The organism is Achromobacter sp. LC458, assembly GCF_001005835.2.
Lineage (GTDB): Bacteria > Pseudomonadota > Gammaproteobacteria > Burkholderiales > Burkholderiaceae_B > Achromobacter > Achromobacter spanius_B.
This window is the reverse complement of sequence record NZ_LBHW02000007.1, coordinates 189,965-209,488: the sequence shown is the minus strand read 5'-3', so window position 1 is coordinate 209,488 and position 19,524 is coordinate 189,965. Positions and strand designations below refer to the sequence as shown.

11 protein-coding genes are annotated in these 19,524 nt (G+C 59.4%); 9 read left to right on the top strand and 2 right to left on the bottom strand.

All coding sequences use genetic code 11. The features are described 5' to 3' along the window. Positions 1–10: 10 nt before the first annotated feature. The 9 genes from YH64_RS08720 (at position 11) to YH64_RS08680 (ending at position 10,078) form a co-directional block, all read left to right on the top strand. The gene (locus YH64_RS08720; RefSeq protein ID WP_185975347.1) at positions 11–1,096 is read left to right on the top strand and encodes a polysaccharide pyruvyl transferase family protein; all 1,086 of its coding nucleotides are present in this window, start codon (positions 11–13) and stop codon (positions 1,094–1,096) included. A 34-nt stretch (positions 1,097–1,130) separates the two neighbouring features. Further along, entirely contained in the window at positions 1,131–2,129 is a 999-nt protein-coding gene (pseB, locus tag YH64_RS08715) for a UDP-N-acetylglucosamine 4,6-dehydratase (inverting) (protein ID WP_046806315.1), read from the top strand. Positions 2,130–2,131: 2 nt separating this feature from the next. Further along, positions 2,132–3,292: a UDP-4-amino-4,6-dideoxy-N-acetyl-beta-L-altrosamine transaminase gene (gene pseC, locus YH64_RS08710; protein ID WP_046806314.1), complete on the top strand. Its 1,161-nt coding sequence runs from the start codon at positions 2,132–2,134 to the stop codon at positions 3,290–3,292. Then, positions 3,289–3,987, top strand: coding sequence for a pseudaminic acid cytidylyltransferase (pseF, locus tag YH64_RS08705; RefSeq protein ID WP_046806313.1), 699 nt, complete (start codon positions 3,289–3,291; stop codon positions 3,985–3,987). Before pseC ends, pseF begins: the two co-directional genes overlap by 4 nt. A gap of 1 nt (position 3,988) precedes the next feature. Next, positions 3,989–5,080: a UDP-2,4-diacetamido-2,4,6-trideoxy-beta-L-altropyranose hydrolase gene (pseG, locus tag YH64_RS08700; protein ID WP_046806312.1), complete on the top strand. Its 1,092-nt coding sequence runs from the start codon at positions 3,989–3,991 to the stop codon at positions 5,078–5,080. Beyond that, positions 5,080–5,607 carry a UDP-4-amino-4,6-dideoxy-N-acetyl-beta-L-altrosamine N-acetyltransferase gene (pseH, locus tag YH64_RS08695; protein WP_255444232.1) on the top strand — a complete coding sequence of 176 codons (528 nt, stop codon included), beginning with the start codon at positions 5,080–5,082 and terminating at the stop codon, positions 5,605–5,607. The genes pseG and pseH overlap by 1 nt, the downstream gene beginning before the upstream one ends. A 2-nt stretch (positions 5,608–5,609) precedes the next feature. Continuing rightward, on the top strand, positions 5,610–6,668 hold the full coding sequence (pseI, locus tag YH64_RS08690) for a pseudaminic acid synthase (protein WP_046806311.1): 1,059 nt from the start codon (positions 5,610–5,612) through the stop codon (positions 6,666–6,668). Positions 6,669–6,699: 31 nt separating this feature from the next. After that, the gene (locus YH64_RS08685) at positions 6,700–8,769 is read left to right on the top strand and encodes a capsular polysaccharide biosynthesis protein (protein ID WP_052946077.1); all 2,070 of its coding nucleotides are present in this window, start codon (positions 6,700–6,702) and stop codon (positions 8,767–8,769) included. Between the two features lie 103 nt (positions 8,770–8,872). Then, on the top strand, positions 8,873–10,078 hold the full coding sequence (locus YH64_RS08680; protein WP_046806310.1) for a capsule biosynthesis protein: 1,206 nt from the start codon (positions 8,873–8,875) through the stop codon (positions 10,076–10,078). 19 nt (positions 10,079–10,097) lie between these two features. On the opposite strand, the gene YH64_RS08675 is transcribed toward YH64_RS08680, so the two are convergent. Both YH64_RS08675 and YH64_RS08670 read right to left on the bottom strand, forming a co-directional pair. After that, positions 10,098–11,438, bottom strand: a complete 1,341-nt coding sequence (locus YH64_RS08675; protein WP_046806309.1) for an aminotransferase class I/II-fold pyridoxal phosphate-dependent enzyme — start codon at positions 11,436–11,438, stop codon at positions 10,098–10,100. An 11-nt stretch (positions 11,439–11,449) separates the two neighbouring features. Beyond that, the gene (locus YH64_RS08670; RefSeq protein WP_046806308.1) at positions 11,450–19,066 is read right to left on the bottom strand and encodes a type I polyketide synthase; all 7,617 of its coding nucleotides are present in this window, start codon (positions 19,064–19,066) and stop codon (positions 11,450–11,452) included. Positions 19,067–19,524: the final 458 nt, after the last annotated feature.

Sequence of the window (19,524 nt, the reverse complement as noted above, 5' to 3'; positions counted from 1 at the left end):
GAAAACGGCTATGAATTTGATCGAACAAGTTGGACAGACAGCGGGGACGAGAGATCTGATATTGACGACATTCCCGGAACATCGTTCGGGAAACGTCGGTGATCATTTGATCACGCATTCTCTGGTCAAGTTGCTAGCTCGCCGCATTCCGGATTTTGCTCCGAAAGTGTTATTTCGCGAGGAGAGTTTGGATGGCTTTGCGGATGGCACCTTGCGGAGCATCATCGCTCCGGGATTTTCTGTGCTTGACGAAACATACCCCAAACTTTTTGGCCTCTATTCAGACATCGAGAGACTGAGAGATTTCTACCCAATCGGTTGCTCGTTTCAACACACACTGCCGGCGCACTCCGCATTCCACGAGCATAGGTACGGGGAGGCAACTCTAGCTTTCTTGAAAATGGTGGTAGGTCGTTCAGGGCCTTTGCCGTGTAGAGACCAACTTATCGTAGATATGCTGATGAAAAATGGCATCGACGCTTTATATAGCGGCGACCTGGCTATCTATGATGAGGATCGGATCGGCACCCAGTTTTCCGCTCCTCGGAGCATCAAGTCGATAGTGGTTTCTGTACAGCATCATGATCGCTATGACGATCAATCGTTCGAGCTACTGAGGCAAGTAAAGGCAAGATTCGACTCGGCCCGGCTGTTCATTGCGATGCACAGCAAGCCTAATAAGCGTTCACTGAAGGTCGTTGCCTTTGCGGCAGGCCTGGGGTTCGAGACATTGTCTTTGAGTGGTGACGTCGAGAATCTGCGCGCTTATGATGCAATAGATTTGCATATTGGCTATAGATTGCATGGTCATATCGCATTTTTGCGCCAGCGGAAGCCGTCCGTGCTTTTGATCGAAGATGCACGTTCTTTTGGCTTGGCCAACACTCCGGGTACGGCGGTAGGTTGCTTCGATGCTTTGTCTATGGACACAATGGCGGGCGATATTGAAGTTCCTGGTCGTGTGCTTGAGTACGTCGAAGCACAGATAAAAAACGGGTTTTCTGATTACAATTCTGTTTTTGAGTTTGTAGACGCTACTTACGCGACGGTTATAAAGCCATATTTTGACAAATTGGCTAAAAAGATTGCGCAGTAGTTAATTTTTGAATTTCTTTTGGATTTATAAATAAATGCTCAGCGATAAAACTATCCTCGTGACCGGCGGAACGGGTTCCTTCGGCAATACTTTTGTGCCGATGACGCTGGCCAAGTACAACCCGAAGAAGATCATCATCCTGTCCCGCGATGAAATGAAGCAATGGGATATGGCTAAGAAGTTCCATAACGATCCCCGCGTTCGTTTCTTCATCGGCGATGTGCGCGATCGTGAGCGCCTCTATCGTGCGCTGGATGGCGTTGACTTCGTGGTCCACGCCGCGGCGACCAAGATCGTGCCGACCGCTGAGTACAACCCTTTTGAATGCGTGAAGACCAACGTTGATGGCGCGATGAACCTGATTGACGCGTGCATCGACAAAGGCGTGAAGCGCGTGGTTGCGCTGTCGACCGACAAGGCTAGCAGCCCGATCAATTTGTACGGTGCCACGAAGTTGGCGTCCGACAAATTGTTCGTGGCGGGCAATGCTTATTCCGGCGAGCACGGTACGCGATTTGCGGTGGTGCGCTATGGCAACGTCATGGGTTCGCGCGGTTCGGTTATTCCGTTCTTCATGTCGATCAAAGACAAGGGCGTCCTGCCGGTGACCGATGAACGCATGACGCGCTTCATGATCTCGCTGGAGCAGGGCGTTGAGCTCGTGTGGCACGCTTTCGAGGATATGATCGGCGGCGAAATCTACGTCAAGAAAATCCCGTCGATGAAGGTCACGGATCTTGCCCGCGTGGTCGCGCCGGAAGCCCGCCAGGAAATCGTCGGAATTCGTCCGGGCGAAAAACTGCATGAACAGATGATTGGTGCGGAAGATTCATTCCACACGTTTGAGTACCCCGAGCACTACAAGATTCTGCCCGCCATCAATGGTTGGTCGGATTCGCCTGAGCGTATCAAGGATGGCAAGCGCGTGCCGGAAGGTTTTGTTTATGCCAGCGACAATAACCGCGAGTGGATGTCGGACGCCGATCTGCAACATTGGATCGACGTGAATCGCGAGAAGATCGGGAGCATCTGATCATGATTCCGTACGGTCGTCAGGATATTTCGCAGGCTGATATCGACATTGTCGTCAACGTGTTGAAGTCGGATTTTCTTACGCAGGGACCGATGGTCCCGCGCTTTGAAAAGGCGGTTGCCGACCATGTCGGCGCCAAGCACGCCTTTGCCGTAAACAGCGCAACTTCCGCATTGCATATCGCCTGCCTGGCCCTGGGGCTAGGGCCGGGGGACCGTTTGTGGACGACGCCCATTACTTTCGTGGCGTCGGCGAACTGCGCGCTGTATTGCAGAGCGGAAGTCGACTTCGTCGATATCGATCCTAAGACATACAACCTGTGCCCGGTAGCGTTGAAGTCCAAGCTCGAACAAGCCAAGCTGAACGGCACGTTGCCGAAGGTTGTGGTGCCGGTTCATCTTTGCGGTCAGCCCTGCGATATGGCGGCCATCCATGCGCTCGCGAAGGAGTACGGTTTCAAGGTCATTGAGGATGCTTCCCACGCAATCGGTGGCAAGTATCGTGGCAACTTCATTGGCAATTGCGAATACAGCGACATCACGGTGTTCAGCTTCCATCCCGTGAAGATCATCACCACCGCCGAAGGCGGCATGGCGATGACAAATGACGACTCGCTTGCCAAGGCGATGGCGTTGTTCCGCAGTCATGGAATTACGCGCGATCCTTCCCAGATGACGCATGAGTCAGACGGTGGTTGGTACTACCAGCAAATCGAGCTGGGGTTTAACTATCGCATGACGGAATTGCAAGCCGCACTGGGCGTTAGCCAGATGACCCGCCTGGATGCATTTATCGAACGGCGCCATGCCTTGGCACGCCGCTACGACCGTTTGCTCGCCGAATTGCCAGTGGTTACGCCGTGGCAACACGAGGATAGCTATTCAGGGCTTCATCTATACGTCATTCGTCTAGAGTTGGACAAGATCAATCGCAGCCATCGTCAGGTTTTTGATGCGCTGCGCGAACTGGGCATCGGTGTCAATCTGCACTATATCCCCGTCCATACGCAGCCCTACTATGCACGCATGGGTTTTCGGGCAGGCGATTTCCCGCATGCCGAACGTTATTACGCGGAAGCCATCAGCTTGCCGATGTTCCAGACTATGACGGACGCGCAGCAGGACGAAGTTGTCGCGGCAGTACGCAAGGCGGTATTGGCGTGAGGCTCGCGGTCATTCCTGCGCGTGGCGGTAGCAAGCGTATTCCTCGCAAGAACGTGAAGGAATTTTGCGGCAAGCCCATGCTTGGCTGGTCGATTGACGCCGCTATGGCAAGCGGCTGCTTTGATGAGGTTGTCGTTTCCACCGATGACCCGCAAATCGCGGATGTGGCGCGGGTTTTCGGCGCCTCGATTCCGTTCATCCGACCTGCCGATCTATCGGATGACCATACGGGAACCATTCCCGTCGTGCGGCATGCCACCCAGTGGTTTTGTGACGAGGGTAGGGCGCCGGAAAGCGTGTGCTGCCTATATGCGACTGCGCCTTTTGTACGGTCCGCCGACCTACGCCGCGGTTTGGAGTTGCTTGATACGACGGGAAGCGATTACGCGTTTTCCGTGACGAGCTATGCGTTTCCTATCCAACGGGCGCTGCGCTTGACCAGCGGCAATCGCGTGCAAATGTTCAATCCTGAGCATTTCACCACCCGTTCGCAGGATCTCGAGGAAGCATTCCACGACGCTGGTCAGTTTTATTGGGGTACGGCACAGGCATGGCTGGAGGGGCGCACGATTTTTACGCCCGCGTCGACTCCGGTCATGCTGCCTCGGCATCGTGTGCAGGACATCGACACATTGGAAGACTGGGAACGCGCTGAATGGCTCTTTAAAGCCATGCAAGACGAGGAAGGGGCATAGCGTGAAAGTTGCATTTCGCGCTGACGCTTCGCTCCAGATCGGCACTGGCCATGTGATGCGATGTCTGACGTTGGCCAGGGCATTAGTCGCGCGGGGCCATGAGTGCGCCTTTCTTAGCCGCTTGCACGACGGGAATTTGGCGTCGTATGTGCGCAAGGAAGGGTTCGAGGTCCATGAAATGCCGGCCTTGGGTTCGACGCTAGCGTGGTCTGCGACAGAGCTCGCGCATGCGTCATGGCTTGGAGTGTCGCAAGACGTCGACGCGGCGCAGTCCGCAGTCTTCCTTCGCGAGTGGAAGCCGGATTGGTTGGTCGTCGATCACTACGCCCTTGACCAAACCTGGGAGGATCTGACTCGCGGCTTGCGCGCACGCCTCTTCGTGATTGACGACCTGGCGGACAGAAAGCATCAGTGTGATGCATTGCTGGATCAGACCTTAGGGCGGCTGGCGGCGGACTACGAAGCTTTCGTGCCGGCGGGCTGCAGTATGTTCGTGGGGACAAGCTATGCATTGTTGCGGCCTGAGTTCTCACAATTGCGGCCGTACAGTTTGGAACGCCGCACTTCGCACAAGCTTGAGCAAATTTTGATCAGTATGGGCGGCGTCGATCAGCAGAACGCCACCGCGGCTGTGCTCGAGGCCTTGCGCGTAAGCACGCTGGAACCTAGCTGCCGAATCGAGGTGGTGCTGGGTCCTACCGCGCCGTGGTTGCAACAGGTGCGTGAGCTTGCCACGACGATGCCCTTTGCCACGCAGGTGCTGGCGGGGGTGCGAGACATGGCTGATCGCATGGCCAACAGCGATCTGGCCATTGGCGCAGCCGGTAGTACATCTTGGGAGCGCTGCTGCTTGGGGGTGCCGACGCTTATGGTGGTTCTGGCTGAAAATCAACGGCCAAGCGCGCTGGCATTAAGTCAGCATGGCGCCGCCATGTTGGTCGGAAACCCTGCAGACGTTCCGAGCGAGTTGCCCAAGGCGCTAGATGCTGTCATGGGAACTAGCAGGTTGGGTGAAATGGCTAGCTTGGCGGCGAACGTATGTGATGGGCTTGGCGCGGCCCGCATAGTGGATTATTTGGAGACGACGTCGTGATGCAGAAGGATGAATCGGTGGGGCGCCTACGAGTGATGGCGCGAACCGATCTGGAGCAGGTGTTGGCGTGGCGGAATCATCCCGAAATTCGCCGGTACATGTATACCACTCATGAGATCAGCTTGAATGAGCATCAGACGTGGTTTGAGCGCGCATCGCAGGATTCGAGCAAACACCTGCTGGTGTTTGAGCTTGAAGGCGAGCCTCTGGGCTTTGTGAATTTGACCGAACTGCGCGCCCGTGGGATTGCGGATTGGGGATTTTACGTCGCGCCTGATGCCGAGAAGGGCACTGGCCTCAAGCTTGGGCATGCAGCATTGGAATATGCCTTTCAGACGATTGGAATGCACAAGGTTTGCGGCCAAGCGCTCGACTTTAATGAGCGCTCGATCAAATTTCACGGCCGGCTAGGTTTCCAGCAAGAAGGGACTCTGCGTGACCAGCATTTCGATGGTGAACGCTATTGCTCGATAGTGGCCTTTGGCATATTGAGTCACGAGTGGAAGGCACTTAGAAAGGTAGGATGAATATGAGTATTCCCCGTATTACGATTGCTGGCCGAGATATCTCGGCAGCACATAGCCCGTACGTCATTGCCGAAGTCTCAGCCAACCATAATGGCAAGCTGGACATCGCTCTGCGCCTCATCGAAGAGGCCAAGAAGGCTGGCGCTGATGCAGTCAAGCTGCAGACTTATACGGCAGACACAATAACCCTGAACGCCGACACCGAAGATTTCCAGATTCATGGCGGTCTCTGGGATGGCAAGACCCTGTACGAACTGTACAAAGGGGCGCACATGCCGTGGGAATGGCATGCTCCGCTGTTCGAGCATGCACGCAAGGTCGGCATCCCGATCTTCAGTTCACCGTTTGATAGAACCGCCGTCGACTTGCTGGAAGATTTGAACGCGCCGGCATACAAAATTGCCTCGTTCGAGGCGGTCGACTTGCCGCTGATCAACTACGTTGCCAGCACCGGCAAGCCAATGATCATTTCCACTGGCATGGCTGACGCCGAGGAAATTCAAGAAGCGATTGATGCTGCGCGGGCAGGCGGCTGCAAGGAGTTGGCCATCCTGCATTGCGTCAGTGGCTATCCCGCTCCGGCAGCGGATTACAACCTGCGCACCCTGCCTGACATGATGCAACGCTTTGGTTTGGTGACTGGTTTGTCGGATCACACACTGGACAACACTACCGCAGTCACCAGTGTCGCGCTGGGCGCCTCCATTATCGAGAAGCATTTTACGCTGGACCGTAGCGGTGGCGGTCCTGACGACAGTTTTTCGCTTGAGCCGCGCGAGTTGCAAGCTCTGTGCCGCGATAGCAAAACGGCTTGGGAGGCCTTGGGTCAGGTCGACTACGGTCGTAAATCGAGTGAACAGGGCAATGCCCAGTTCCGGCGATCGCTGTACTACGTCAAGCCGCTAAAGGCTGGTGATGTGATCACTGCCGATGTCATTCGTAGCGTTCGTCCAGGCTTTGGCCTGCCGCCCAAAGAGACCGAAGCGATTATTGGCCGTAAGGTTGTGCGCGATATCGCGATCAATACGCCAGTAAGTTTTGATGATGTAGGCGGCCGTTGACATTGGCTAACCCCTGGTCCACGCCTGAATCATGATTGGCGTGTTTTCCCGTCGCATGTTTCGCCAGCCCGCTGTCAGTATTCTGGCGCGGGCTGGCGTACGTCGGATGCATTTTTGGCATTGGTTTGCGCTTCCGAGAGACGTCAGCGCCATTGCTGGCTGGGGGTTGCGCAAGACAACGCGAGGTCCGCGTGCTTATGCCGCCCGGCACAAACTGCCGTTCGTCGCGCTCGAGGACGGTTTTTTGCGTTCTTTCGGAGCAGGTCAGAAGTCGCCCACTTTGTCGTTGGTGTCGGATGAACTAGGCATTTACTACGCAGCAGATCGCGCCTCCGACCTAGAGCGTCTTCTGGGCTCCGACGATGATCTGTTGGATGGTATTGGCGCGACTTGCCGCCGTGCGATGGATCAGATCCTGGAGTGCGGCCTAAGTAAATACAATTCGGCTCCGGATTTGGAGCTCGCCTCGCTGGGCTGCCCCTCGGGCGGCCGCGTTCTTGTTGTAGACCAGACCGTCGGGGACGCTGGGGTCATTTTTGGTAATGCCTCGGCTGAGACGTTCGCGCGCATGCTAGCCGCCGCCCGAGCCGAAAATCCAGGAGCGACGGTCTTTATCAAGACGCACCCCGAGGTAAGTTCTGGTGCGAAGCGCGGCTATTACGCAGATGTGCCGGCCGATTCGCGGACGGTACTACTCCGAGACGCCGTGAATCCCTTGAGCCTGGTTGCCCATATGGATCGGGTATACGTAGCGACTTCACACTTTGGATTCGAAGCGCTGCTGGCCGGCAGACCTGTCACCTGTTTTGGAATGCCTTGGTATGCAGGCTGGGGAGCCACGGACGACCGGCAAAAATGTGCGAGGCGGCATCGGAAACGTAGCGTTTCCGAACTGTTTGCAGCGGCGTACTTGCATTACACGCGTTATCTGAATCCTGTGACGTACCAGCGCGGTGAGATTTTCGACGCAATCGCGTGGCTAAGGCGGCAACGCGACATGGCGCAAGCGTGTACCGGGCGCACCATTGCGGTGGGCTATCGGCGGTGGAAGGCAAGGAATGTTCAGCCGTTTCTCGGTTTGAACATGGGGCGTGTGCATTTCGTGCGTAACGCTGCGGCGGCCGCGCGGATGAGGCCGGGTCCAAACGACCGGCTGGTGTTGTGGGGCGGCGATCCCGCAGATGATGTGTCTGAGCTGGCGCAGCATACAGGCGCTGCTTTGGTTCGCATGGAGGATGGCTTTGTGCGCTCCGTGGGGCTGGGGTCTGATTTCGTTCCGCCCATGTCTCTTGTGTTGGATAGATCGGGCATTTACTTCGATCCCCGCCAACCCAGCGATTTGGAATGCCTGTTGAATACGATGCCCTTCAGCATTGAAGACCGCCTGCGTGCGGCCAGTGTCCGGCATGACATCATTAAATACGGGATCACCAAATACAACGTCGAACCGAGACAAGCTCCATCTTGGCAAACTGGCGGACGCCCTGTAGTGCTTGTCCCGGGGCAGGTCGAGGACGACGCTTCAGTCCGATATGGATGTGAAGACGTTTGTACGAATTTGGGATTGCTTGAGTCGGTCAGGCAACACTGCCCGGATGCGTTTATTGTGTATAAGCCCCATCCCGACGTTTTTGCTCGCAATCGGAAGGGGCGCGTTCATCTAAAGTTCGCTTCGCTTTATGCGGATACGATCGAAACGCAATGTTCGATAGTCAGTTGCGTGGAGGCTTGCGATGAAGTCCATACCATGACCTCACTGGCGGGCTTCGACGCATTGCTACGTGGCAAGCCAGTGACGGTATATGGCAGACCCTTTTATGCGGGTTGGGGGTTGACCCGGGACCGACTTTCTTTACTTCGTCGAGATCGTTCTCTCAGCCTGGATGAGCTGGTGGCCGGCGTTTTGCTCTATTACCCGATTTATTGGGACGCCACTCTCAAGGGCTTTACAACGTGCGAGGCGGTTATCGCGCAACTGGTGCGACAGCGAGACGCGCTGACTGCCCGGTACGGCAAAGATGGAACAAAAATGGGGAGCTTGCGCCGGAGTTGGCGCAAGATAAAGCTTTGGCTCCAAGCGGGGTTTATTCTTAAATCGTGAAGGCCGTGGGCGGTATACATTCCGGGGCGCGGCCATCCATAACAATAGCCAAGGCCCACTGGCGCGTTCGCGCTGAAATGGGTTGCATTGGTAACTCCTAGACATGACACAGCAGTTTCTATTTTTGCAGGGCGTATGCTCGCCATTCTTTCCGCGCCTGGCGCAGACCCTGCGTGGGGCTGGCCATTCTGTACGAAAAGTGAATTTTACGGTGGGCGACCGGGCATATTGGAATCAGGGGCAAGCGACCGCATATCGTGGAGACATGGCGCATCTGCATGGCTTCTACGAACATCAGTACAACCTGCATGGCACTACGGATATTGTGTTGTTCGGCGATTGCCGTCCCGTGCACCAACCAGCCATCCAACTGGCTAAGCAACGCGACATTCGTGTACATGTTTTCGAAGAGGGGTACTTTCGCCCATATTGGATAACTCTGGAGCGAGATGGCGTCAATGGCAATTCCCTTCTCCCTCGCGACCCAGCGTGGTACCGGGAACAGGCTCGAAGCACGCCGGCTTATGGCAATGGGGAGTCCTTCATTGCTCCCTTTTGGCGCCGCGCGGCGTATGACGTTGGTTATAACTTCTGGGCTGGCTTGAATCCGATTTTGCACCGGGGCGTCAAGAGCCATGTGCCCTACAACCCTGCAGTGGAATATCTGTCATACGTCCGACGAGCACTTGCGGTCAAGAAGCGCACGACGGGTGATGATCAGTTAATCAACCGAGTACTGCAGGAGGCCGGGGAGACCCCGTTTTATCTTTTCCCGCTGCAAATCAATACGGATGCGCAAATCCGTTATCACTCGCCGTTTCCCAACATGATTGAGGCTGTGCAGACGGTCTTGAGGTCATTTTCCGAACATGCGCCAACGTTCAGCCGGTTGCTCATCAAGGCGCATCCGTTGGACCCAGGCCTTATCAACTACGAGAAACTCATTAGAAGGTGGGCTCGCGAGTATGACGTTTCAGGCAGGGTGTTTTTTGTAGAAAGCGGCAACCTGCCGTCCTTGTTGGACGGCGCCAGCGGCGTCGTGACTGTCAACAGTACCGCCGGAGCTTCTGCCTTGCTCCACGGCTGCAAGACGATTTCCTTGGGCAAGGCGATTTATGCGCTGGATGGATTGACGTTTCAGGGAAGCCTGCAGGATTTCTGGCATGCTCAGCATAGGCCGGACAAGAAATTGTTCACTGCATTCCGCAATGTGGTTATTCACCACACTCAGCTTAATGGTGGCTTTTATTCTAAGCCAGGTATCGACATGGCGATAGGCAATTCTCTGCCGAAGCTGATCGAACGGTAATCGGGCGAAATCCCGGCATTCACATAGCGCGGCGGAGGGCAGCAATCGTCTCCGCGATCTGCCCCTCCGTATGCATACAAGAAATAAAAAACCTCAACCTGGCCGACTTCTCCGGCACCGCCGGATACAGAATCGGCTGCACATTAATCCCTTGCTTAAACAACGCCGCTGACACCCGAGTCGCCTTCAACGAGCTCCCCATAATCGCCGGCACTACCGCCAGCCCGGTGCTCGTCCCCGTATCAATCCCAGCAGCCTTCGCCTGCTCCAAAAAGAACTTGCCCCGCGCCTGCAGCGCAGCCACGCGTTCCGGCACTTCCTTCATCCTTCGCAGCGCCGCCAATGACGCGGCCGCCACACTAGGCGGCATCCCGACGCTATACAGAAACCCCGGCGCCAGGAACTTCAAATGTTCCACCAGCGCCGTCTCCCCCGCGATATACCCACCGCAGCCCGCCAGCGTCTTGCTCAGCGTGCCCATCCAGATATCCACGGCCTTTCCATCCACGCCGAAGTGCTCGCGGATGCCATACCCGCGCGCGCCCATCACGCCCAGCGAATGCGCTTCGTCCACCATCAAGAACGCCCGATGGCGTTGTTTGATTTCAATGAAACGAGGTAGATCAGGAAAGTCCCCGTCCATGCTGTAGATACCTTCCAGCACGATCAAGACACGTTCAAACTGATGGCGCTGTTCCTTCAGGATGGCGTCCAGTGCTTCCCAATCGTTGTGTGGGAAGGGCAGGCGGCGCGCGCCGGATAGCTGGATGCCTTGCAGGACGCTGTTGTGGATCAGTTCGTCGTGCAGCACCAGGTCGCGCGGGCCGAACAGGTAGCCGATGGTGGATACGTTGGTTGCGTGGCCGCTGACGAATGAAATGGCGTCGTCCACGCCATACAGGGCGGCGATTTCCATTTCCAGTTCGCGGTGTACAGGGCGTTCGCCCGATACCAGGCGGCTGGCGGAAACGGATGTGCCGTAGCGGTCAATAGCTGCCTTGGCGGCCTGGGCCACGACCGGGTCGCCTGACATGTTCAGGTAGTTGTAGCTGGCGTAGTTGATGTACTCGCGGCCACTGATCTGCGTGTCGGCGCCGGCTGTACCTTCGTGCAGTTTGAAGAACGGGTTCTTCACACCCAGGCGCTGCGCGCCGTCGTTAATGATGCGCAGTTGCTGGTAGCCGGGATGCAAATGGAAGCGGTAGTGCTCTTCGGGAATCTCGGCCTTCTTCTCGGCAGGGCGCGCGGGCGCCTGACCAGAAGGCGCGGCGGCCTGGCGTAGTTTGCGCTCCAGCGCTTGCTGGATGAGTCTGTCCTTAATGCCGGCGGCAAGCCCCGGCAGCTTTTTTACGGTGCTCAATTGCTTCTGGCCTACTGGATCATGCGCTGCATGGGAAGGCTGCCGTTCATCTTGATCTCGTCGACGAACTCGGACACAGCGTTGGATCCGACTTCCGCAGCATGGCTCGCCACCACTTGCTGGACGCTGGCTGTGACGGCATCACTGGCAACTTCGCCGTGCTCGTCGCGCAGCAGCAGAACCAGCCGTTCGGCCAGCTTGGTGGGTGTCGGGCTTTCATTAAGCGCCATCACCGGCAGGCGGATGCCAAATCGGTTCTCCAGTGCGACGACCAATTCAACGCCCATTAGCGAGTCCAGGCCCATGTCGTAAACGGAGCGAGAGGCATCGATCTTGTCCGGCGCGACGCGCAGGATTTCACCGATCTCAGTCTTGAGCATTTCGGTAAAGCGTTCGTGCAACGCGGCATCGTCCAGCGTCGCGATCAGATGCGCAATGTCGTCCGCGCCGCCGTCGTCGTCGCTTGAATCGCCGGCGTGTCGGGCGATGTCCGAGTATTTCGGCAAACTGGCGCCAGGCAGGAAGCGGCTAAGCGCCCGCCAATCTAATTCCAATACACCCACTCCCGAAACATCGGCAAGCAGCATGTCTTCCAGCGCATTCAAGGCAACTTGCGATGCCAGCGCGCCGCCGCCCATGCGTCCTTGCAGGGCGTCCTTGATCTTCTGATTGCGTGCCAGGAAACCGACGTCATCGATGGCGCCCCAGCGCACGCAGGTGGCGGGAAGGCCTTCAGCGCGGCGCTGGGCGGCCAAGCGCTCCAGCCAGGTGTTGGCAGCCACGTAATTGCTTTGTCCGGGGTTGCCGAACAAGGTGGTGGCCGACGAGTAGAAGATGAACAGGTCCAACGGCAGCTTGCGCGTCAGCTCGTGCAAGTGCTGGGCGCCCAGCACCTTAGCGGCAAGCGTGCGTTCAATTTGTTCGGGCGTGGCGCTGCGGGCCAGGCCGTCGTCGATGACGACGGCCGCGTGGACGACGCCCTTCAGGGGCGGCAACGTGCTTGCCGTGTCGTCCAGCAAGCGGGCCAGGGCCTTGCGGTCGGTGACGTCGCAGGCGGCGGCATGCACGCGCACGCCTTGGGCCTGTAGGGCCGCGATTGCGGCTTGCGCGGTGTCGGTAGTGGGGCCGCTGCGGCTGATCAAGATAAGGTTGCGGGCGCCCTTGTCGGCCAACCACTGCGCGGTGCGCAGGCCAAAGCCGCCCAAGCCGCCCGTGACAAGGTAAGTAGCGTCTGCGGGCAGTGTCAGTCCGGCGCGTTGCGGGGCGGCGGGCGTGTGGATGCCGCTGATGCCATTGCGATAGGTGACGACAATCTTGCCGATCTGGCGCGCCTGCTGCATATAGCGGAACGCATCGACGATGTCGTTGGCGTCAAACACGGTATAGGGCAGGGGGTGCAACGCGCCCTGGCGGAACAGCGCCATCATCTCCGCGAACAGGCGTTGCGTCAGGTCAGGCCGTTCGTTCATCAACTGATCGGCGTCGATCCCGAAGTAGCTGATGTTGTTGCGGAACGGGCGTAAGCCGATGCGGGTGTTTTCGTAGAAGTCGCGCTTGCCCAGTTCCAGGAAGCGGCCAAAGGGTTTCAGCACCCGCAGGTTGCGGTTGATGGCTTCGCCGGCAAGGGAATTCAATACGACGTCGACGCCCCGGCCGTCTGTGTCGGCCAGTATTTCGTCGGCATAGGACAACGAGCGCGAGTCATAGATGTGGCGCACGCCCAAAAGGCGCAGCAAGTCGCGCTTTTCATCTGAGCCGGCGGTGGCGTAGATTTCCGCGCCCAGCCATTGCGCAAACTGGATGGCGGCGATGCCGACGCCGCCTGCGGCCCCATGGATCAGGATCTTCTCGCCTTCTTCCAGCCGCGCAAGGTGGTGCAGCGCGTAGTAGACCGTGAAGAAGGTGCTGGGGATGGTGGCGGCCGCTTCGAACGAGAATCCGTCCGGGATATGGGAAATGGCGCTGGGCTTGGTCAGCACGCGGTCGCCGAAGCTGGCGGGTCCGAAGCCCACGACGGCGTCGCCAACGGCATAGCCGTCCACGTCGGCACCCACGCGGGTGACCGTGCCCGAGAATTCCAGGCCCAATGTGGGTCCGGCAAAGCCGTTTTCGATGGCCTCGTCCGATAACAGGCCCAGGGCGTACATGACGTCACGGAAGTTCAGGCCGGTGGCTTCGATGCGAACTTCGAGTTCGTCGGCCGCAGGGGCGGATGCGGGGCACGCCTCCCACCGCAGGTTGCGTAATTGGCCCGGGAATTCAAAGCCCAGGCGGATTGCCTGCGACGCCCGCGCGTCAGCCGATCCCAGAGCGGGACGTGCTGCTTGCTGCAAGCGGGGCGCATATCGCGCGCCGATGTCGTCAAGAATGATCTCGTCTTCGTCGTCGACATGGGTGACCTCGCGGACCAGAGCATCAGTCAGCTGCCCGGCGCGCGCCAGCGGCAGGTCGATCATTCGGATTCGGAAATTAGACGCCTCGTTGGCCAGCGTGCGGCCGTAGCCCCACAGCGCCGCGTCGTTCATGGCGTACATGCCGGTCGATGCCTGCGCCTGGGGACGCAAATACTGGGCAGCGTCCGCCGTAATGAGCCAAAGCGTCACGGTGGTTTGGGTGCGCTCGCATGCCTGGACGACTGCGGCTGCCATCGCGCAGCGGCGGGTTTGCTTCGCCAGCAGTTCCTGGGGAGTCTGATGCGCGTCGACCCAAGCGAGGCCGTCCAGATGCAAAACGTGGTTGATCGGGCCGACTGCGCCGTTGCGCAGCAGCTCGTCAAGCTCGTCGGCGTTGACGTCGGTGGCTACGTGAACGTGATGGCCTGCCGTCGTGAGCGCGGTTTGGAGCGATTGCGCCACGCCGGCGCCATGCTCCGGATTGCGGTCGGCCAGGATCAGCCAGTTGGCGGGTTCGATGGCGGCGGGCACCGCGGTTGCGGAGCTTGCCGAGTCATCCAGGCGCGCGGTCAACAGGTATGCACCGGTGGCGATGGATTCCAAGAATGCCAGCGAGCTGTCGCAAGCGAATCCAAGTGATTGCAGTTCGTCCAGCCAAAAATCAGCCGGTTGTTGGGTGGAAAGCTGTTCGCCTTTTTCGCTCGTTTGCCACCAGCTTTGGCGGCCGCCGAAGACGAAGTCGCCCCACGCAGCGGGGTGAGCCCCACAAAGCAGCAGGATGCCGCCGGGCCGCAGGCTGGCGCGAGCATGGCGCAGGGCGGCACGGGCGGCTTCAAGCGTGTCGAATTCGCAATGGAAGACCGCCAGGTCGCAACGGGGGGTTGCGCCGACGCCGCCTTCGCCGATCAGTTCGGTTTGTGCGTTGGGGTAACGCTCGGCCAACTGGTGCACGACGTGATCCAGGACGTCGGCCTGGTTCGATGCGTAGCAGTAGTCCGCCACATTGCAATCCAGCGCGTCGCAGCAGCTGGATGCAAGCAACGGTGCGGCTTGACCCACTTCAATGACGGTCAGGCGTTGGCCGGCCAGGCGGCTGGCTTGTGCCTGTTGCAGCACGCCATGCAGGGCGCTGCCCAAGCGCTGGCTGCTTGCGGCACCCATGGCGCTACGGTAGATCGCGGCAGGGGTGCTGGCACGCGGGCATACGTCGTCAAGCAAGGCTTCGCCGCGCAGCAGGGCGGGCAAATGCAGGCCGACACGGCCAACGGCGTGGACGATCTGTGCGTAGTCCGGATACTCGCGTAGCAAGGTGTTCCAGATGTCCGTCGTGCCGCTGTCTGCGTCGTCTTGTGCTGGCAGATGCACGCCGGCAGAGCTGGGCTCGGCATATCCTGCCGCGGTCAGGCGGGTAATGGTGTGGTCGAGCAGCAGCGCGGTGTCCGGAGCATGGCGGCGCAGTTCGACGATCAAGGGCTGCGGCAGCAGCAGACCGTCGGGAGCAATCTGGCGCATGGCGTCAAGCGCGAAGCCATGGCAAAGGCTATCGAGCAGCGGGTCGACCTCTTGCGCATAGCGATCATGTCCGCCATCCGCGACGCAGGCCGCGATGGCGTCGGACAGGGCATTGCGCAACATCGCATGGTCGACGGGATTAGGGCCGAATGGCGCATGCGGACGCGGGGTAGCCACGACGTCAAGAAAGCTAAGGTGGTCGGCCGCGGGCTTGCGCAGGCGGATACTGCGAAAGCGCGCCTGCTCGACGGCGGCGATTTGCTCACCCGCCGCGTTATAGAGTTCGAAGCTGGCCGTCAGCGAATGCGGTGCCCGTCGTTCCAGGCGGACACGCGCGGCGGCGGGCTGACCGGCGTTGGCGCGTAGCGTCAGGCGGCCAATCTTGGCGGGCACAAACGCAATGCCTTGCCCCATCGCGGAATCGTTGCGCAACAGCTGAATGATCAGCTGGAAAGCGCAGTCGAGCAGGGCGGGGTGCAGGTGCGTGAACGGCAGTTCGCCGGCCACGCTGGCGTCAGCTTGCAGCACGGCCAGGACGCTTGCGTCGGATTCGATCCAGCCATGAGCTACCGCGCAAAAGGCGGGGCCGTAATCCAGACCCACCGATTGCGTCAGCATGTTGTGCGTTTGCCCGGTGAAGTCGGGCGCGCGCTCCGGCAAAGACAACGTGTCTTGTGTGAGACGGCCGATTCCCGGCTCGCGAAGCAGGCGACCGCTGGCGTGCTTGACCCACGGCTCGGCACTGCCGACATCTTTGGCGGTGATGCGGAATCGCCCATCGGTATCGTCAAGCAGCAGGCGAGTCAGCTTGCTGGGCGACGTATTAAGCAGCAGCGGGGCGTGGATTTCCAGCTCTTCCAGTTCCGCGAATTCGCCAGCATGCCATTGCAGCGCGGCCGCCAGGGCAATTTCGGCAAAACCCGTACCCGGGAAGACAACGGCATCGCCGACCACGTGGTCGCCAAGCGTTGGGTGAGACTGCGTATCCAGCTGGTTTTCCCACGTATGTTCGTGCTGCTGCATGGGGTAGCCCAGCAGTGGATGCACCAGGCGGCGCGACAGCAGGCCAAGTGATTCAGGCGTGGTGGGATGCCAGTGGCGCTCGCGCTGCCACGGATACGAGGGCAGTTCCACTGCCGGCCCTTCCCACGGGAAGAGCGATTGCAGATCAATTTGTGCGCCGCTGATGATGACCTGGCCGGCTGCGTTCCAGATTTTTTCAGGGTCGTCACCACCGCGTGTGGACGTGCTGAGCGCGCGGCCTTGGATGTCAGCGCTCTTGAAGGTGTCGTTCAGGTAAGAACGCAGCACCGGGTGCGGGCCGACCTCGACAAAAACGTTATTGCCCTGGGCGGCCAGTTGATTGGCGGCTTGTTCGAAGCGAACCGGCTCGCGCACGTTGCGCCACCAGTAGTCGGCGGTGAGTTCAGCGCCGTCAAGGGGGGCTCCAGTAACCGTGGAGTAGAACGGGACGTCGGACGAGCGGGGCTGAATCTGCGCCAGGGCATCGCGGATGCCGGCTTCGATGGGATCCATCGCGGGGCTGTGGAAGGCGTAGTCCAAGTCCAGGCGGCGGAAGAACAGCGCTTGTTCAGCCAGGACGGCTTCCAGCACGCTCAGGGCATCAGGCGCACCCGCCACGGTCGAGCCTCGGCCGCTGTTGAAGCCCGCCACGCACAACTGGTCGCCCAGGTTGTGCAGGGCGATCAATGCTCGCGCTTCTTCGCCGCTGATGCCAAGCGCGGTCATCCTGCCGTGACCCTTCGTCTGGCCTTGAAACCGGCTGCGCTGGAAAATGACGCAGACCGCGTCGGGCAACGTCAGGGCGCCGCAAGCCCAGGCGGCAGCTACTTCGCCAACGCTGTGTCCGATAACTGCTGAAGGCACGACGCCGCGTTGCGCCAGCATGCGCGTGATGCCAACTTGCAGCGCAAACAATGCCGGCTGGGCGATTTCAGTGCGGGCGTAACGGTTGTCGCCATTCTCGCCGGCCAGTTCTTTATGCAAAGAGAAATCGGCGTATTGCGAGAACAGGGCGTCCACTTCGTCGATTGCCGTGGCGAAGACGGGGTCGGTCAGCAGGCGGCGGCCCATGTTCGCCCATTGGGAACCGTTGCCCGAATAGACCATGACCGGGCCGCTGGCGCGGTCAAGGGCCGTGCCGGCCACGACACGGTGATGGGTGTCGGCGCCGCTGGCAAATTGTTCCAGCAGGTCGGCGACGGTATTGCATTGGGTGCCAAAGACGACTGCCCGCTCGCCATGCCAGTCGCGCCGCATGGCGGCGTGGTAGGCGGCGTTGTAGAGGAAACGGGCGGGCTGGCCACGTAACACCTCCGCCATTTGCCGCGCCGCAGCTTTCAGCGCTTGCGACGACTTACCCGTAACGATGACGGGAATCGGCGCGGTCTTGGCCATTTTGCCTTCGGTGGCCGGATTGCGCGGCGGCGCGCTTTCCAGGATGACGTGCGCGTTTGCCCCGCCAAACCCGAATGAATTCACGCCGACCACAAGCTTGCCGGTCTGGCGCAGCTTGCGGTTTTGGGTGACCACATCCAGATTCCACTCGCGGAATTGAATTTTCGGATTCAGCGTTTTAATGCCGATCGTGGCTGGCACGACGCGGTGACGCAATACGTATAGCGCCTTGACCAGACCGGCAACGCCCGATGCCGCTTCCAGATGCCCCAGGTTGCTTTTGACCGAGCCGATTGGCAGGGGGGCGTCTTTGGCACGTTGTTGGGCCAACGCGGCGCCAATGGCCCGGGTTTCAATGGGATCGCCGACAGCAGTGCCGGTGCCGTGCGCCTCCAGGTAGTCGATGTCGTCGGCTGAGATGCCGGCCTGCTCATAGGCCTGACGCATCAACGTGGCCTGCGCGTCCGCGCTCGGTACGGTCAACCCGGATTTGCGGCCATCGGTATTCACGGCAGACCCGGCGACGACTGCCAGAATGTTGTCGCCGTCGGCCACGGCCGCGTCATAGTCCTTAAGCAGGAAGACGCCGCCGCCTTCTGACCTGACATAGCCGTCGCCGTTGGCGTCAAACACGTTGCAGCGCCCACGGGGCGACAGCATCGACGCCTTCGAGAATGTAATGAAACCGTAGGGATGCAAGTGCAAACTGACGCCGCCAGCGAGCGCTTGGCTGCATTCGCCAGAAACAATCGCGCGGCAAGCTTGATGGAAGGCCACCAGCGACGACGAACACGCGGTGTCCATGGCAATGCTGGGGCCGCGCAGGTCAAAAAAGTAAGACAGGCGGTTGGCGGCGATGCTGGCGGTGTTGCCCGTTGCCATTGATGCGTCGACGGCGCTCAGGTCTTCGGCAATGCGATAGGCGTAATCAGAACTGGCTATACCTATATAGACGCCGCAGTTGGTGCCACGCAGCGACGAAGGGCGAACCCCGGCCTGTTCCATGGCTTCCCAGCTCATCTCCAGCAACAAGCGCTGCTGCGGGTCCATCAAGGCGGCTTCGCGCGGCGAAATACCGAAGAACCCGGCGTCGAACCCGGAGACGTCGCCGATTGAACCAGCCGCGAACGTATAGGCGGAGCCCGGGTGGTCTTTTGCGGGATGCAGGTAAGCGTCGGCGGACCAGCGGTCTTTGGCTACCTGCGTGACCAGGTTGCGGCCATCAAGCAGGTCAGGCCAGTAGGTGTCCGTGGTAGTGCTGGGGAATCGGAACGAAAGTCCGATGACGGCAACGCGCTTAGCCATGCAGTGTCCTTCTTACCGCGCCGGACTGCGACGAGGAATTTGAAATTGCGGTCAGGCCGCAGGGGGGGCGTAGGCCAGAAGTGGCCAGGGCGCCGAAACCAGCTGGCGCCTTGCGTAACGAAAGCCAATAGGCTGTGGACGCTGAAGTCAGGCCGAGCCCGCGCGATCCGGCGGACTGGTTCGTTGCGCGGCCATTGCAAGAATGGCCCCCTTGGGATGGACACTGCATTGGCGCTGCTGCCGGCGCGCCACCAAATAGCTGTAATTCGTCATTGTTCAGTGTGATTTGGCCGAACCAATGCCTTCTCGACCGCTCGCTTTGGCAAGGGCGGGGCATAGTTGCGGTTCGGCCGCAGAAACATTTGGATTGGAACGAAATGATTTTACTGTATGCCCGCGCAACGCCCGACCGTGGCGCGGGTTTGATACACCGCAGCCCCCCTAAAGCGCAATCCGCC

Coding starts and splice junctions, on each gene's coding strand:
- pseC (WP_046806314.1), top strand. CDS start 2,132: ATGATTCCGTACGGTCGTCAGGATATTTCGCAGGCTGATATCGACATT.
- YH64_RS08670 (WP_046806308.1), bottom strand. CDS start 19,066: ATGGCTAAGCGCGTTGCCGTCATCGGACTTTCGTTCCGATTCCCCAGC.
- YH64_RS08720 (WP_185975347.1), top strand. CDS start 11: ATGAATTTGATCGAACAAGTTGGACAGACAGCGGGGACGAGAGATCTG.
- pseB (WP_046806315.1), top strand. CDS start 1,131: ATGCTCAGCGATAAAACTATCCTCGTGACCGGCGGAACGGGTTCCTTC.
- pseI (WP_046806311.1), top strand. CDS start 5,610: ATGAGTATTCCCCGTATTACGATTGCTGGCCGAGATATCTCGGCAGCA.
- YH64_RS08685 (WP_052946077.1), top strand. CDS start 6,700: ATGATTGGCGTGTTTTCCCGTCGCATGTTTCGCCAGCCCGCTGTCAGT.
- pseH (WP_255444232.1), top strand. CDS start 5,080: ATGCAGAAGGATGAATCGGTGGGGCGCCTACGAGTGATGGCGCGAACC.
- YH64_RS08680 (WP_046806310.1), top strand. CDS start 8,873: ATGACACAGCAGTTTCTATTTTTGCAGGGCGTATGCTCGCCATTCTTT.